Source organism: Dietzia sp. NPDC055343 (genome assembly GCF_053645265.1).
This window is the reverse complement of record NZ_JBSHMJ010000016.1, coordinates 69,369-83,987: the sequence shown is the minus strand read 5'-3', so window position 1 is coordinate 83,987 and position 14,619 is coordinate 69,369. Positions and strand designations below refer to the sequence as shown.

Here is a 14,619-nt window from a genome sequence, read left to right as displayed (position 1 = left end):
GAGAACGGGATACCGGCAGCGGCCGCAGCCCCGGCTCCGGCGATCTCGCCCTCGGTCTGCATGAGCCGGGTGAACCCGATCGGCGCGATGCCGAATGGCAGAGCGGACTGGCCACCGAGAATCGTCGTGGTGGTGTCGAGGTCTGAGACGTCGGTGAGCACGCCCGGGTGGAGTTCGACGTCCTCGAACGCCTGTCGTGCGCGAGCGAGGGAGATCTCCCGGTCCGCCGAGCCGTCGGTGTAGTCGAACGCCGCGGCGGGGGTCCGCCGCTTGGCGATCGCGCGGAGATCCGGAATCGACTGCGCGCGGGACAGGCGGTTGGCCCGGAAATCCAGACTCGGTTTGCGGAACTGCATGAGTTCGAAGATCTCGCTCGGCTTCGGTACCTGACGCTTGACCATGACGATCGGCCGCCTTTCGTCGTCCGTTCCCGCACAGTGCGTGCCTTACGTCACACGGTAGGCCGAATCCAGGGGCCGCGCGGGGACGGCGGCGAACTCAGCGCGCCCTCGCGCGTGGCGTGGGCGGGCCGAGGCCGGAGGGCGTTGAGGTGCACGCCTCTCAGCCGACGAGCTCGGAAAGGGGAGGGGGGCAGCACTACCGCCCGATCTCGAATCGTGTAGTAGCTCTCGGACCGCGTCTACGGCCAGAGCCGTCCCTACCCCGTGCGGCCGCAGGAGCTGCATGGTGAAGCGCCCCAGCCCGACGATGCCGAGGACGAGCTTAAGGCGACGTTCGAGATGCCCGTCGGCTGGTACGGTCAGCCCGTCTACTTCGCCGCGATGGCCCAGAGCTATGCGCACGAGTACGGTCTTCCACCGCGAGCACTGGCGTCGGTGTCGGCGGAGGCCCACCGTCACGCGCTCACACTCCGGGTGCGCTCCGGCCACGGGAGATGACGTTCGAGGACTACCTGGACTCCCCGGTCGTGGCCGAGCCGCTCCGGTCTGCGGACTGTTGTCTGGTGAACGACGGGGCCACCGCGTTTGTCATGACCACGGTCGACCGGGCTCGCGACCTGCGCGCCCCGGTGGTGCGGGTGGCTGTTGTGGGGCCGGGCAGGTCCCGTGTGTCGGGAACCGAGTGGTTCACGCAGAACCCCGACTACCTGGTCACGTCGGCGGCGATCTCCGGTCCGCGGGCGTTCCGCGACGCCGGACTGGGTCCCGGCGATGTCGACTTCCTCGAGGCGTACCACTGCTTCACGATCAACACGATCCTGCAGTACGAGGATCTCGGGTTCGTCGACAACGGGGACGGGGCGGCGTTCGCCGTCGACAAGGGGATCGGCCTGACCGACCGATTGCCCACCAACGCCCACGGCGGGCTGCTCGCCCACAGTTTCATGCTCGGCGCCAACCACGTGGTCGAGGCCATCCGGCAGCTGCGTGGCGAGCGGGGCGCGGGGCAGGTGCCGGGCGCCGAGGTCGGGATGGTGACGGCCCTGGACGTGCCGCACCACGCGTCGTTGCTCCTCACGGCCGGACGCTGAGCCTCGGCGCGGGCGGCCCTCAGATGAAGTTCATCCCCGACGAAATGAGGGCCGGTCCGTCACTGACGACGCTGCCCATGGAGTTCTCGGCGCCGCCCACAGCGACGGTCCGGGTGACCGGGACGGTGTCGCCCGCGCAGTAGGTGATGAGCGAGTGGACCCCGGTGGGGACGTCGTTCGCGGACAGGGTGACCGGGCGGGTGACGATGGGCAGGGCCACCGGGCTGCCGGTGTCCGTGCGCAGGATGGTGGTGCGCTCGCCCGACAGCGTGCCGACGATGTTGTTGAGATTGATGTTGGAGATCATGTCGGCGATGTTCTGGGCGTCGTCACGCTCGGCCACCACAGCCACGCAACCGCCGACCGGGGAGGTGATGCCCGCCTTGAAGGTGGCCGAGACGGTGTTGCCCTCGACGTTGTAGCTGGAGGTGGCGGCGGAGGCGACGCCGGCGGCGCCGACGGTGAGGGCGGCCGCGGCGGCGACGGTCGCGGCGATGCGGGTGGCGATGCGGGACATGGTCATGAGAACTCCTGTGAGCGGGACTGGTTGGTGGGGGAGGGGGGGTCGGGTGGCCGGGCCAGGGTGTTCCGGCCCGGCCCGAGGGTGGGTCAGCTGCCGAGGGAGGCCAGCGATCCGGAGCCGTGCAACACCGAGCCGAGCGCGATCGATCCGATGAACGCGGTGAGGCTCAGCGAGCCTGAGCCCGATGCCGGGGGATCGGTGACCTCGTTGTCGTCGACCACGACCAGCGTCCCGGTCTCCTCGCTCGGGGCGTGGGCGTCGGTATCGGCCGGGATGAACTCCGCGCGGACCGTGTAGCGGCCGGGCTCGCCGGGGGTGTGGACCAGCGTCGCCACGCCGTCGACCACCGGGACCAGGTGCTCGCGGCCGTCCACGGTGAAGCGCACCTGGCCCGCCGCGTCCGCCGGGGTGACCCGCGCGGTGAGGGTGATCTCCTCGCCGGCCACGGCGTCGTCGGCGACGAGCTCGACCGACGTGGGCTCCGTGACGGGTCCCGCCTCGACGGTGACGGTGGTCTGGCCGGTGCTGGCGGTGTAGCGCCCGGAGTCGGCGGGGATGAAGTCGACGACGACGACGTGGTCGCCCGCCTCGGCGAAGGTGTGCTCGACCGTGGTCGTGCCGTTCCTGACGGTCGCGGTGTGGGTCTGCCCGTCGACGGTGAACTCGACGGTGCCCGCGGCGCCGGTCGGGGTGACCTGGGCGGTGAGCGTGGTGGGCTCGCCTGCCGTGGCCGGGCCCGAGGTGACGCTGACCCCGGTGGCCTCGGCGTCGATCTGGACGGTCTCGGTGTCGGTGCTACTGGTGTAGCGGTCCGGGTCGGCCGGGAGGAAGGTGGCCTTGATGGTGCCGGTGCCGGCCGTGGCGGCGGTGAACTCGGCGGTGGCCGAGCCGTTCGCGACCTCGATTGTGCGGGTCTGGTCGCCGTACTCGAACCGGACCTGGCCCTGGGCCTCGGCCGGGGTGACGGCGGCGGTGGCCTGGATGGTGCCGCCGGCGGTGACCTGGATCGGGTCCAGGGTCAGGTCGGTGGCGGTGGCCTCGGCGTTGACGGTGAACGTCGCGGTGTCGGAGCTTCCGCTGTAGCGCCCGGTGTCGGCGGGGACGAAGGTCGCCGTGATGGCGTCGGTGGTCGTGGCCTCGAACTCGGCGGTCGCGGTGCCGTTCGCCACCTGGACCGTCGTGGTCTGGCCGTCGTAGGCGAACTCGACCGTGCCTGCCGCCCCGGCGGGCGTGATGGTGGCGGTGGCGGTGACGGTCTCGCCGACGGTAACCGCTGCGGGATCGATGCTCAGCTCGGTGGCAATTGCCTCCGCGTTGAACTCGATGTTCTTGCTGTCCGAGCTGCCGGTGTAGCGGTCCGGGTTGGCCGGGACGAACGTGGCCGTGACGGTTCCGGTGCCGGCCGTGGCGGCGGTGAATTCGGCGGTGGCCGAGCCGTTCGCGACGTCGATTGTGCGGGTCTGGTCGCCGTATTCGAACCGGACCTGGCCCTCGGCTTCGGCCGGGGTGATGGCGGCGGTGGCTCGGATGGTGCCGCCGGCGGTGACCTGGATCGGATCCAGGGACAGGTCGGTGGCGGTGGCCTCCGACTCGACCGAGACGGTGGTCTGGCCGGTGCTACCGCTGTGGCGGCCGGCGTCGGCCGGGGTGAACTCGGCGGCGACGGTGTGCCCGCCGGCGGTGGTGAAGGTGTGCTCGACCGTCGCAATGCCGTTCGTGACGGTCGCGGTGTGGGTCTGCTCGCCGATGGTGAACTCGACGGTGCCCGCCGCGGCCGCCGGGGTGACGGTGGCCGTCAGGGTGGTGGGCTCGTCGACCCGGATCGGGCCGGTCTCCACTGTGACCTCGGTCGTCGTGGCCTCGGCGTCGACGGTCACCGTCTTCCTGTCGGTGCTGCTGGTGTAGCGGTCCGGGTTGGCCGGGACGAACGTGGCCGTCACGGTGTCGGTGCCGGCGGTCGCCGCGTCGAACTCGGCGGTGGCCGAGCCGTTCTCGACGTCGACCGTGCGGATCTGGTCGCCGTATTCGAACCGGACCTGGCCCTCGGCTTCGGCCGGGGTGATGGCGGCGGTGGCCTGGATGGTGCCGCCGGCGGTGACCTGGATCGGGTCGAGGGTCAGGTCGGTGGTGGTGGCCTCCGACTTCACGGTCACGGTGCCCTGGCCGGTGCTGCTCTCGTAGCGATCGGCGTTGGTCGGGGCGAACGCGGCCTCGACGGCGTGCTCGCCGGCGGTGGTGAAGGTGTGGGCGACCGTCGCGACGCCTCCTGAGACGTCCGCGGTGTGGGTCTGCCCGTCGACGGTGAACTCGACGGTGCCCGCCGCGGCCGCCGGGGTGACGGTGGCCGTCAGCGTGGTGGGCTCGTCGACCCGCGCCGGTCCGGACCCGGAGCTGACGCTGACGGAGGTGGTGATCTTGTCCAGCACGGTGACGCTCAGCGAATCCCTGCTGCCGCTGTAGCGGCCGGTGTCGCCCGGGAGGAAGGTGGCGGTGATCTCCATCGGGCCGGTCGTGGTGGCGTCGATGTCCGCGACGGCGATGCCCTCGGCGTTCACCGGAGCGCTGACCGTGGTCTCGCCGTTGCTGAACTCGACCGCGCCGGCGGCTCCGGCGGGGGAGACGGTGGCGGTGGCCCGGACCGAGTCGCCCGGGATGACCTCGTCCTGGTCGACGGTCAGCACAGTCTGGGTCGCCTCGGCGGTCACGTCCACCGACTTTGTGTCGGTGCTGGTGGTGTACCGGTCGGGGTCGGCGGGGTGGAACGTCGCGGTGACGGTCAGCTCGCCGGCCGTGGCGGCGGTGAACTCGGCGGTGGCGGTGCCGTCGTCGGTCACGGGGACGCGGATGGTCTCGTCACCGGCCGCGAACTCGACCTCGCCTTCGGCGCCCGCCGGGGTGACCGTGGCGGTGGCCTGGACGGTGCCGCCGGCGGTGACCGTGAGCGGGTCGAGGGTCAGGTCGGTGGCCGTGGTCTCGGAGTCGACCGAGATGGTGGTCTGCCCGGAGCTGGGCAGGTAGCGGTCACCGTTGGTGGGGGTGAAGTCGACGACGACGACGTGGTCGCCCGCCTCCGGGAAGGTGTGCTCCAGCGTGGCGACGCCGCCCGAGACGGTCGCGGTGTAGCCCTGCCCGCCGATGGTGAACGTGGCGGTGCCGGCCGCGGCCGCCGGGTTGACGGTGGCGGTCAGCGTGGTGGGCTTACCGGCCTCAACGGCCTCGTTGCCGGCGGTGACCTGGGTGGTGGTGGCGGTCTGCTCAAAGACGTCGATCGTCTCGCTGTCCGAGCTGCTGGTGTAGCGCTGCGGATCGGCCGGGATGAAGGTGGCGGTCACCGTGGTCTCGCCCGCGGTGTCGGCGGGGAGCACGGCGGTCGCCTTGCCCTCGGCGTCCACGGGGACGCGGACGGGCTCGCCGCCGGCGCTGAACTCGATGTCGCCCTCGGCTCCGGCCGGGGTGACGGCGGCGCTGGCCTGGACGGTACCGCCCGCGAGGACCTCGACCTTGTCGAGCGAGAGATCGGTCCGGGTGGCCTCGCTCTGGATGTTGACGGTGCCCGTGCGCGAGGAGGTGCGCCACTGGGCCGTGCTCGTCGGCGTGTAGGTGGCGGTGACCGACTTGGAGCCGGTGGTGTCGAACGTCGTGGTGGCGGTGGCGACGCCGCTGCTGTTCACGCTCGCGGAGACGGTCTTGCCGTCCACAATGAACCGCACGGTCCCCGTCGGGGTGTTGGTGCCATAGTTCGCGGTCACGCGCGTGGAGAGGGTGACCGGCTCGCCAACCCGCCCGGTGCTCGGGCTGACGGTGACGGCCTGCGTGGTGGTGGCGACGGCTGGCATGGTGAAGCTTACGACGTTGTTTGCGGTGGGCTTCCAGCTGCCGCCGGTCCCCAGGTGGGCCCTGACCCCGAAGCGGTGAACACTGCCACCCTGGGCAGTTGCGGGGATGGTGAACGAGAGCCAGCCGGATCGGGAGCTGTCCTTCTGCACCGTTTGATAAGCGACGTTACGGGGCTTGCCGCCGAAGTAGTTCGACTGGCCGTGCGTGCCGGGATCACGCATGTCGTTGCCCCCACTATCTCGCAGCGCGTATCCGCCGGGGACGGTGAAGCCGTAGGTGTTGAGGACTCGGTTGGAAATGACTCCCCATCCGCTGCCATGAGTGTTGGTTGCGGTGAGGTCGAGCCGAACATGTCCGCTGGGGCGAAGAGCGCTCCCCCCGGAGTTGACGTTGGCGGCGAACGTGAAATCGTCGATCCGGGTCGAGCCACTCTGCGCGGACGCTACCGGGGCGACGCCCAGTACTAGAGCGAGCGCCGCGAGGAGCGCGGTCGCGATGCGCGCGGCCGGCGACACGGTGCGGGCGTGAGATGAGGGGGCATCGGCGGACATCGTGAGACTCCAGAGGGGTGCGCAGGGATCGAGCACAGGCGTGTCCGTCGACAGGTGGGGATAATTCGTCCAGCGGAGGCGGACAGCCGCAAGTAAGGGAACCGCTCCTATAGTAATGACTTTGTAATGTAAGTAAAGGCCCGCATTGCAGACTCACGCCGCGCTCGGGGGTGGACGCACGCGCCGTGAGGCATCGGCGCGTCGGGTTTAACTGCTCGTGGAGTCACCTCCGAAAGCTCCAGCGCTGAAACCCGAGTGAACGGGGTGCGAGCGCGTGACAGGTGGGCGACATCTGGAATCTGGAGTTTCGTTGGCCAAGTTCCGCGCCGGGGAAGTGCTGTCGACCTGTTGCGCAACTGAGAATCCCCTATATAGTTTCAGTCATATTTCAACATGTGCCCAGTTCCCCTCAGGGCGCACCCTTCAAATTCTTCGAGGAAGCCCATGCGCCGCGTACTCGCGTGGTTCTCTGCCGTTGTCGTCACCCTCGGCGTGTCCACCGTTCCGTCGGTGGCCACGGCGCAGCCGACGCGGTCGACCACATCGTTCGACACCACCTGCTACATCTCCGCGCCAAGCGTCGCGGGCGTCGGTGGGCCGATGGACATCACGCCGAGGAATCCGGTGCAGATCCACGTCTCGGCCCCGGAGTCGGTCAACGCGGGGGAGCGCTTCGAGGTCACCTTCGAGATCGATCCGATCAATGTCGAGTTGGATAGCCTTCCCAGTACGGTGAGTCTCCAGCGCGCGTCTCGTCTGAAACTGGACCTCCAGCGCCCTGCCGGGACCAAGCTCGTCGGCCACACGTTCACCGGTGGAAATATCGACGTCTCTGATGCCACGATCCTCACCGTCAACGAGGCCGGCGCCCAGGACCCGAACGGGAACGTGCTGCGCCTGACCAATAAGGGCCACAGCACCATCGGCAACGGCGGGGCTACCTCAACCAACAGTCACGCCGGACTGGGCATGAATCTGAGCGGGGCGACGGCCCTGAACTTCCAGTTCCCCAAGGTGACGCTGTCCTTCGAGGCCGAGCGCGCCGGCACCGCGAACATCGGTGTCCGGACCCAGGGCGCGGCCGCCACCTACGGTCCCAATCCAGCGTCGTACCTCACCCTGCTGGCCTCGGCGAGCGTTCCGCTACTCGGCACGCAGTGGGTTCCCGGCTACTGCAGCCCCCGCTCGTCGGCCACCGCCCCGATCAACGGCGGCGCCGCCACGATGAAGTCCGTCGAGATCGTCGGCCTGCCGACCTCCAGCACCCTCACCGCCCCGGACCAGGTGCTCCTGCGGGCCCCGGCGGAGTTCGTCACCACGGTCGATCCGCGCATCGCCGGCGAGGTGACCTTCACCGGTGGTGGGCAGCGCGTGACGACGCCGGTGAACACCGCGACGGGTGAGGCGCGTGCCGAACTGACCTTTACCGACACAGCGGCGACCACGGTGACCGCCGTGTTCACTCCGACCGATCCGCGCTATGCACCAGCGACCTCGCAGGTTCAGGTGACCCCGCAGCGGGTCCCCACCGAGATGTCCATGACCGCCCCGGCCACTGCGGAGGCCAACACCCGCACCCCGGTGTCGGTCACCCTTCCCGAGGACGCGCGGGGGACCGTGAAGTTCACCTCCGGTGACCAGGTCCGCGAGGTCGCCGTGCGTGACGGCCAGGCCGCCACCAGCATGACGTTCACGGAGGCGGGAGAGGCGGCCGTCGAGGCCGTCTTCACCCCGTCTGCCACCTCGCCCTACGCCCCGGCTACCGCGACTGCGACGGTCCAGGTCGAGGCCAGCACCTCCACGACACTGGTCCTCCACGGTCTGGATACGCCCGCCTACGTGGCCGATCCGGTGACGCTCGAGGCGGTCATCAACCCCGCCGAGGGGACCACCGACCCGCAGGGCCGGGTCGAGTTCGTCGCAGGAGCGGAGTCCCGCGTCGTGGACGTGGTCGACGGCCGGGCGACGGCGGAGTTCTCGTTCGGCCGCGCCGGCGACGTGGAGGTCACCGCGACCTACCACCCGTCCGGCACCGGGCAGTCCCGCGCCGCCGACTCCGGCACCCTCTCGGTCATCGACGCGGCGGCGACCAGCTCGCAGCTGATCGGCCCCGGCTCGGTGGAGCCGGGCCGGGCCACCGAGTTCCGGATCCTCACCTCACCGGCCGGCGCCGAGGGCACCGCGGTGGTCCGGATCGACGGCCGCGTGGTGGCCACGGATATCGATGTCGCGGACGGAGAGGCCACCGTCGACCTCACCTTCCCGCCCGCGGCGGCGACGGACCGGACCGTCACGGTCGAGTTCACCCCGGACGATCCGCGGGTCCTGCGACCGCACACCGCCACGCACACGGTGCAGGTCGCTGCCTCCGGCGTCGACGAGGAGGCTCTCTCCGTGACCGTCGACGGTCCTGTCGACGCGCTCGAGTCTGGCCAGACCGGCCGTTTCCGGGTCACCGTGACCCCCGACGACGAGCTCGCCTCCCGGGACACCCTGAACGGCTACCTCACCGTGGTCAACAACGGTGAACCCGTCCTCGACGGCAATGGACAGCCGGTGCGTATCGCCGTCACCCGCGGCGTCGCTGACGTGGACCTGACGTGGACGAGCGGCTACCCGGAGTCCAAGTTCGTGCAGTTCGTCTACCACTCCGCCGACGGGACCGAGCGCGCGACGGGTTCGACGACCGTCACGGTGATCGGCGGGGAGGGCGACGACGACGTCACCGCCACCCCCGGTTCCGGCTCGTCCGGCTCACTCGACCTCGGATCCCTCACCGGCTCTGGGAGCCTGTCCGGCTCCCTCGGTGGCTGACGGCCAGGAATAGGACTGACATCTCATGATTCGCAAACTTCTCGCCGTACTCGCGGCCCTCACCATCATGGTGGGGCTCGCCCCCGCCGCCACGGCCCAGACCACCAAGACCGTCAGGATTGGTGATTTCGACTTCAAGGCCACCATCAACACCGGACAGAGCAACCTCCGCCCCGGAGGGCACGTGAGGCTCGACCTCACGGCCACAAACAATTACGGGACAAAGACCTGTCGCTTGGGAGTCTGCGTTCCCTTCAGCGATAACCGTGTCCTCAACACCTACGGTTTCACCGTTCCGAACGGCTTCACGCTGAGCGGGAGCGGCGGGCCCGACTTCACCAACGTCGGCACGCATGATCAGACCAACTACTTTGGCGGCCAGCCCGGTGACACCCTGAGCCCCAACCGTTCGGTCCCCAAAGGGTCGTCGCGCTCGGGATGGATCACGCTGAATATTCCCGCCAACGCGCAGGGCGGTGACACCTTCCGATTTGGAGTCCGGGCGCACCTGGCGACCGGCGGCAGCTGGTTGCCCACTAAAGAAAACGTTGTGTCCTTCACCCTCGGGGCTGTTCCCACCACAACAACTGTGGGTGTCAGCCCGACCACCGTTGAGGAGGGCGGCAAGACGACCCTGTCCGCCGCCGTCACCGCCAACCACGGGACCAACAAGGTCACCGCCGGCGACATCGAGTTCCGCGTCAACGGCACCGCGATCGGCCGCATGCCGGTCGACGCGAACGGCCGCGCCAGCATCGAGCACACCGTGCCGCTGCTCGACAACCGCACCCCGGTCACCCAGCAGGTCACGGCCCGCTACGTCGGCGACTCGCCACGGTTCGCGGCGTCGACCTCCGCCGCCACGACCGTCACGGTGAACCCCGAGCCCAAGGCCGAGGTGACGAGCACCGTCGGGCTGACCGCCACACGCGGCCTGGTCGAGAACGGGCAGCTGCCCGTCACCCTCGACGTGTCCGTGGACACGAGCAACGGACAGGACCTCCCCGGCGGGGCACAGGTGGAGATCCTGCGGGACGACGTCGTCGTCGCCACTATCCCCGTCACCGGTGTCACGGCCACCTACACCGACCACCTGGACGCCCGCGTCGCCGAGACCACCGTCCACCGCTACACCGCGCGGCTCCTCCAGTCGGAGTCGGACGACACCATCTACCTCGGCGCCGAGTCCGACGAGGTCGAGGTGACCCTCGCCGCCGAGCAGACCCCCGAGCTCACCGTGGCCGTGGACCCGGCCACCGTGCGCGTCGGGCGCGGCGTGGACATCACCGCCACCCTCACCTCCGACGGCGCCCCGCTGCCCTCCGGAACCGAGGTCGTCATCCGCGCGAACGGCCGCGACATCGGGACCGTAACGACCGACGACGACGGCACCGCGGTCCTGGCCGGGCACGAGTTCACCACCCCCGGCGACAAGACCATCGAGGCCGTGTTCGGCGGCGCGGTGATCGGCGGCAAGAACTACCTGCCCGTCACCTCCGCCCCGGCCACCCTCACCGTGGACGCGCTCCCGGAGGTCGACTCCGCGACGGTCATCGACCTGCGGACCGAGGCCACCACCGGCGACGAGGTCACCATCACCGCCGTGGTCTCCCGCCCCGACGGCGGCGAGCTCACCGACGCCGCGGCCACGGACCTCGGCTCGGTGTGGTTCTTCTCCGACGGCGAGGCGATCGGCTCGGCGCCTGTCACCGTCGACCCCGACACCGGCGAGGCCACCGCGGTCTTCGCCCACCGGTTCGCCGAGCGCGGCGAGTACCGGATGACCGCCGAGTACTCGGGCACGCGAGGCACCGATGAGATCATCGCCCCGTCGGAGACCGACGCCGCGACCGTGATCACGGTGACCGCCGACGAGATCGTCATCGAGGAGCCCGGGCCGCCGGAGCCGGACCCGATCATGATCGGCTCGCTCGACATGGGCAGCATCGAGGGTGTGCTCGGTGAGGAGGGGCTGAGCAGCCTCACGGGCATGTTCGGCGGGAACTGACCCCTGCCGAACGATCCGCACACGGCACAGGCGGCCCGTCCCGGACGAGAGGGCGGGCCGCTTCCGCCGTCAGGGCGTGCCGACGCCGGTAGCGTGACGAGCATGCCCACACCGCCTGGCCCGTTCGGCCGCGCCCGCCAGAACGTCCTCTACCGGGCGGGGATCTCCGGGATCACGCCGAAGGTCCCCACCGGGCCCGAGCGACTCGAGGCCGCCGCCCGGCGCGCACTGCTGCGCCGCCCGGGCGGGCGGAAGGCATGGGCGTATATATACGGCGGAGCCGGGGCCGGGCGCACGATGGACGCCAACCGCGAGGCGTTCGACCGGCGCCGGATCCTCCCCCGGATGCTGCGCGACACCACCGACCGCGACCTGACGGTGGAGCTGCTGGGCCGTCGCCTGCCCGCCCCGGTGCTGGTGGCGCCGATCGGCGCGGCCGGGCTCATCACCTCAGGCGCCGACCTGGACGTGGGCGCCGCCGCCGCGCAGCGGGGCCTGCCCTACATCCTGTCCTCGCAGGGCTCCTCACCGATGGAGGCCACCGCCGCCGAGATGGATGCTGCCGCTGGTACAGGCGCTGCCAGTGGGGTGGGCGCCGCGCCGCGCTGGTTCCAGCTGTACTGGAGCAGCGACGAGGAGCTCGTGGACAGCTTCCTCTCCCGGGCCGAGGAGATCGACGCCGACGCCGTCGTCGTCACCCTCGACACCACCCAGCTCGGCTGGCGCCCGTGGGACCTCGACCTCGGCTCCCTCCCGTTCACGCGGGGCGTCGGGATCGCGCAGTACACCTCCGACCCCCGGTTCTCCGAGCTCGTCGCCGAGCGGATCGCCGCCGACGAGCCCGAGGACCCGGTGAAGGTCACGCCGCAGGCGGTGCGGACCCTGCTCGAGATGGCGCGCAACCACCCCGGCGGCCTGCTGGACAACCTCCGCGCGCCCGAGCCCCGCGCCGCCGTGCAGACCTTCCTCGACACCTTCTCCAACCCGGCGCTGAGCTGGGACCACATCACCACGCTGCGGGAGCGCACCCGCCTGCCCGTCGTCCTCAAGGGCGTGCTCCACCCCGATGACGCCCGCCGCGCGGTGGACCTCGGCGTGGACGCGGTGATGGTCTCCAACCACGGCGGCCGCCAGGTCGACGGCTCGATCGGCAGCCTCGACGCGGTCGTCGCGGTGCGCGAGGCGGTGGGGCCGGAGCCGACGGTCCTCCTGGACTCCGGGATCCGCAGTGGCGCAGACGTGGTCAAGGCGATGGCCTGCGGCGCCGACGCGGTGACGCTCGGCCGCCCGCACCTGTACGGACTGGCGATCGACGGCCGCCGCGGCGTCGGCGAGGTGCTGGACAACCTCCTCGCTGAGATCGACCTGACGATGGGGCTGGCCGGGGTGCGCTCGTGGGACGAGGTCGACGGCGGGCTGCTGACCTGAGGCACACCTCACCTCTTTGTGGGATACCTCACAGAACCGCCGGTAGTGGCCTTCCCGGGTTCTTTCCCGGCCACATCATCCCGTAAGGTCACACAGAAGTTCTTCCGGCGGTCAAGGCGTCACCCCCGCCAGCCCCCGGAAGAGACGCCTGAGCGGCGGACGATGCACGGGCCACCCACCTGCCCAGTGTCGCCTCGCGCGCCCCGCACGGACGACCCTCGACCGGGCAGCTCGTGGCACTGCATGTCGCGGGACGTGGACATAAGTAGATACAAACCGCAGAACATGACCGTCAGAGCCGGAGCGAGAAGCCCCGGCTCTCTTTACAACGCTGTCAAAGGAAACCCTAATGGCCTCGAGCCTTGAAGAGATCCCCGATGTGACACCGGAGACCGAAGTCTCCGACACGGCGGCTGCGCCGTCGGTGATCGGTGTCGTGGCGGAGTCGAATCCCGCCGAGAATCGTGTGGCGGCGACGCCCGCGACCGTGGCCAAGCTGATCGGCCTGGGGTACCGGGTCGTCGTGGAGTCCGGTGCCGGCACGCGCGCCGAGTTCGCCGACGCCTCCTACACCGAGTCCGGTGCCGAGCTGGTCGACGGTGACACGGCCTGGTCGAGCGATGTCGTGATGAAGGTCGCCGTCCCCACCGAGGCCGAGGTCGGACGACTTCGATCCGGCGCGACGCTGGTGAGCCTTCTGGCCCCCGCGCAGAACGAGCGTCTGCTCACCCTGCTGACCGAGCGTGGCGTGACCGCACTGGCCATGGACGCGGTGCCGCGTATCTCGCGTGCCCAGTCGATGGACGTGCTGTCGTCGATGGCCAACATCGCCGGCTATCGCGCCGTGATCGAGGCCGCCCACCACTTCGGACGGTTCTTCACCGGCCAGGTCACCGCCGCGGGCAAGGTCCCGCCGGCCAAGGTCCTCGTCGCGGGCGCCGGTGTCGCCGGCCTGGCCGCCATCGGCGCGGCCTCGAGCCTCGGCGCGATCGTGCGTGCGACCGACCCGCGGCCCGAGGTCGCGGACCAGGTCAAGTCGATCGGCGGCGAGTACCTGCCGGTCGAGGTTCCGGACGAGGAGAAAGAGGTCTCCTCCGACGGCTATGCCAAGGCCACCAGTGAGGCCTACGACCGCGCTGCCGCCGATCTGTACACCACGCAGGCCGCGGACGTGGACATCATCATCACCACGGCCCTGATACCGGGCCGCGCCGCCCCGCGCCTGATCACCGCCGCCGACGTGGCCTCCATGAAGCGTGGTTCGGTCATCGTCGACATGGCCGCCGCCCAGGGCGGAAACGTCGAGGGCTCCGTCGCGGACGAGGTCGTGGTGACCGAGAACGGCGTCACCATCATCGGCTACACCGACCTAGCGGGGCGTCTGCCGGCGCAGGCCTCGCAGCTGTACGGCACGAACCTGGTCAACCTGACCAAGCTCGTCACGCCGGCCAAGGACGGCGTCTGGGCCCTGGACATGGAGGACGTCGTCCAGCGCGGGGTCACCGTCACCAAGGGCGGCGAGCTCATGTGGCCGCCGCCGCCCGTGCAGGTCAGCGCAGCCCCGGCCCCCGCGGCTGCGGCGGCGCCCGCAGAGGCGCCCGACGAGAAGAAGAAGATGTCGTCCGGCGCCAAGATGGGCCTGATCGGCCTCGGCATGGCGCTGCTGCTGGTGCTGATCGCGATCGCCCCGGGCGATATGCCGCAGCACATCACGGTGTTCGTGCTGGCGATCGTGATCGGCTACTACGTCATCGGCAACGTGCACCACGCGTTGCACACCCCGCTGATGTCGGTCACCAACGCGATCTCCGGCGTGATCGTCGTCGGCGCCCTGCTGCAGGTGGGCATCGACAACTCCGTCGGCCTGGCCCTGGCCGCCATCGCGATCCTCGTCGCGTCCATCAACGTCTTCGGCGGTTTCGCCGTGACCCGTCGCATGCTCGGCATGTTCTCGAAGGGAGCCTGA

General features: G+C 70.3%; 9 protein-coding genes. 6 read left to right on the top strand and 3 right to left on the bottom strand.

What is annotated here, in order from left to right:
* Positions 1-401, bottom strand: a 401-nt coding sequence (locus tag ACWIE7_RS09825; RefSeq protein ID WP_454069169.1) for an alpha-hydroxy acid oxidase, incomplete at its 3' end; no start/stop codon positions are given.
* A gap of 264 nt (positions 402-665) precedes the next feature.
* Here ACWIE7_RS09825 and ACWIE7_RS09820 point away from each other — a divergent pair.
* Both ACWIE7_RS09820 and ACWIE7_RS09815 read left to right on the top strand, forming a co-directional pair.
* Positions 666-899 (top strand): hypothetical protein, encoded by a 234-nt coding sequence (locus ACWIE7_RS09820; RefSeq protein WP_454069168.1) that lies wholly within the window; start codon positions 666-668, stop codon positions 897-899.
* Entirely contained in the window at positions 896-1,492 is a 597-nt protein-coding gene (locus ACWIE7_RS09815; RefSeq protein ID WP_454069167.1) for a thiolase C-terminal domain-containing protein, read from the top strand. Before ACWIE7_RS09820 ends, ACWIE7_RS09815 begins: the two co-directional genes overlap by 4 nt.
* A gap of 19 nt (positions 1,493-1,511) precedes the next feature.
* Here ACWIE7_RS09815 and ACWIE7_RS09810 read toward each other — a convergent pair whose 3' ends face one another.
* Entirely contained in the window at positions 1,512-2,015 is a 504-nt protein-coding gene (locus ACWIE7_RS09810; protein WP_454069166.1) for a hypothetical protein, read from the bottom strand.
* Positions 2,016-2,101: 86 nt separating this feature from the next.
* Positions 2,102-6,403, bottom strand: a complete 4,302-nt coding sequence (locus tag ACWIE7_RS09805; protein ID WP_454069165.1) for an Ig-like domain repeat protein — start codon at positions 6,401-6,403, stop codon at positions 2,102-2,104.
* Positions 6,404-6,847: 444 nt separating this feature from the next.
* On the opposite strand from ACWIE7_RS09805, the gene ACWIE7_RS09800 reads away from it, so the two are divergent.
* From ACWIE7_RS09800 to ACWIE7_RS09785, 4 genes are all read left to right on the top strand, one after another.
* Positions 6,848-9,217: a hypothetical protein gene (locus ACWIE7_RS09800; protein WP_454069164.1), complete on the top strand. Its 2,370-nt coding sequence runs from the start codon at positions 6,848-6,850 to the stop codon at positions 9,215-9,217.
* 25 nt (positions 9,218-9,242) lie between these two features.
* A complete protein-coding gene (locus ACWIE7_RS09795; RefSeq protein ID WP_454069163.1) occupies positions 9,243-11,225 on the top strand; it encodes an Ig-like domain repeat protein in 1,983 nt (660 codons plus the stop codon).
* A gap of 102 nt (positions 11,226-11,327) precedes the next feature.
* Complete coding sequence (locus ACWIE7_RS09790) at positions 11,328-12,653, top strand: alpha-hydroxy-acid oxidizing protein (RefSeq protein ID WP_454069162.1); 1,326 nt, start codon at positions 11,328-11,330, stop codon at positions 12,651-12,653.
* 349 nt (positions 12,654-13,002) lie between these two features.
* A complete protein-coding gene (locus ACWIE7_RS09785) occupies positions 13,003-14,619 on the top strand; it encodes a Re/Si-specific NAD(P)(+) transhydrogenase subunit alpha (RefSeq protein ID WP_454069161.1) in 1,617 nt (538 codons plus the stop codon).

What these genes read in the sequence shown, in the direction of transcription:
- ACWIE7_RS09815 (WP_454069167.1), top strand. Translation starts at nt 896, where the DNA reads ATGACGTTCGAGGACTACCTGGACTCCCCGGTCGTGGCCGAGCCGCTC.
- ACWIE7_RS09810 (WP_454069166.1), bottom strand. Translation starts at nt 2,015, where the DNA reads ATGACCATGTCCCGCATCGCCACCCGCATCGCCGCGACCGTCGCCGCC.
- ACWIE7_RS09805 (WP_454069165.1), bottom strand. Translation starts at nt 6,403, where the DNA reads ATGTCCGCCGATGCCCCCTCATCTCACGCCCGCACCGTGTCGCCGGCC.
- ACWIE7_RS09800 (WP_454069164.1), top strand. Translation starts at nt 6,848, where the DNA reads ATGCGCCGCGTACTCGCGTGGTTCTCTGCCGTTGTCGTCACCCTCGGC.
- ACWIE7_RS09795 (WP_454069163.1), top strand. Translation starts at nt 9,243, where the DNA reads ATGATTCGCAAACTTCTCGCCGTACTCGCGGCCCTCACCATCATGGTG.
- ACWIE7_RS09790 (WP_454069162.1), top strand. Translation starts at nt 11,328, where the DNA reads ATGCCCACACCGCCTGGCCCGTTCGGCCGCGCCCGCCAGAACGTCCTC.
- ACWIE7_RS09785 (WP_454069161.1), top strand. Translation starts at nt 13,003, where the DNA reads ATGGCCTCGAGCCTTGAAGAGATCCCCGATGTGACACCGGAGACCGAA.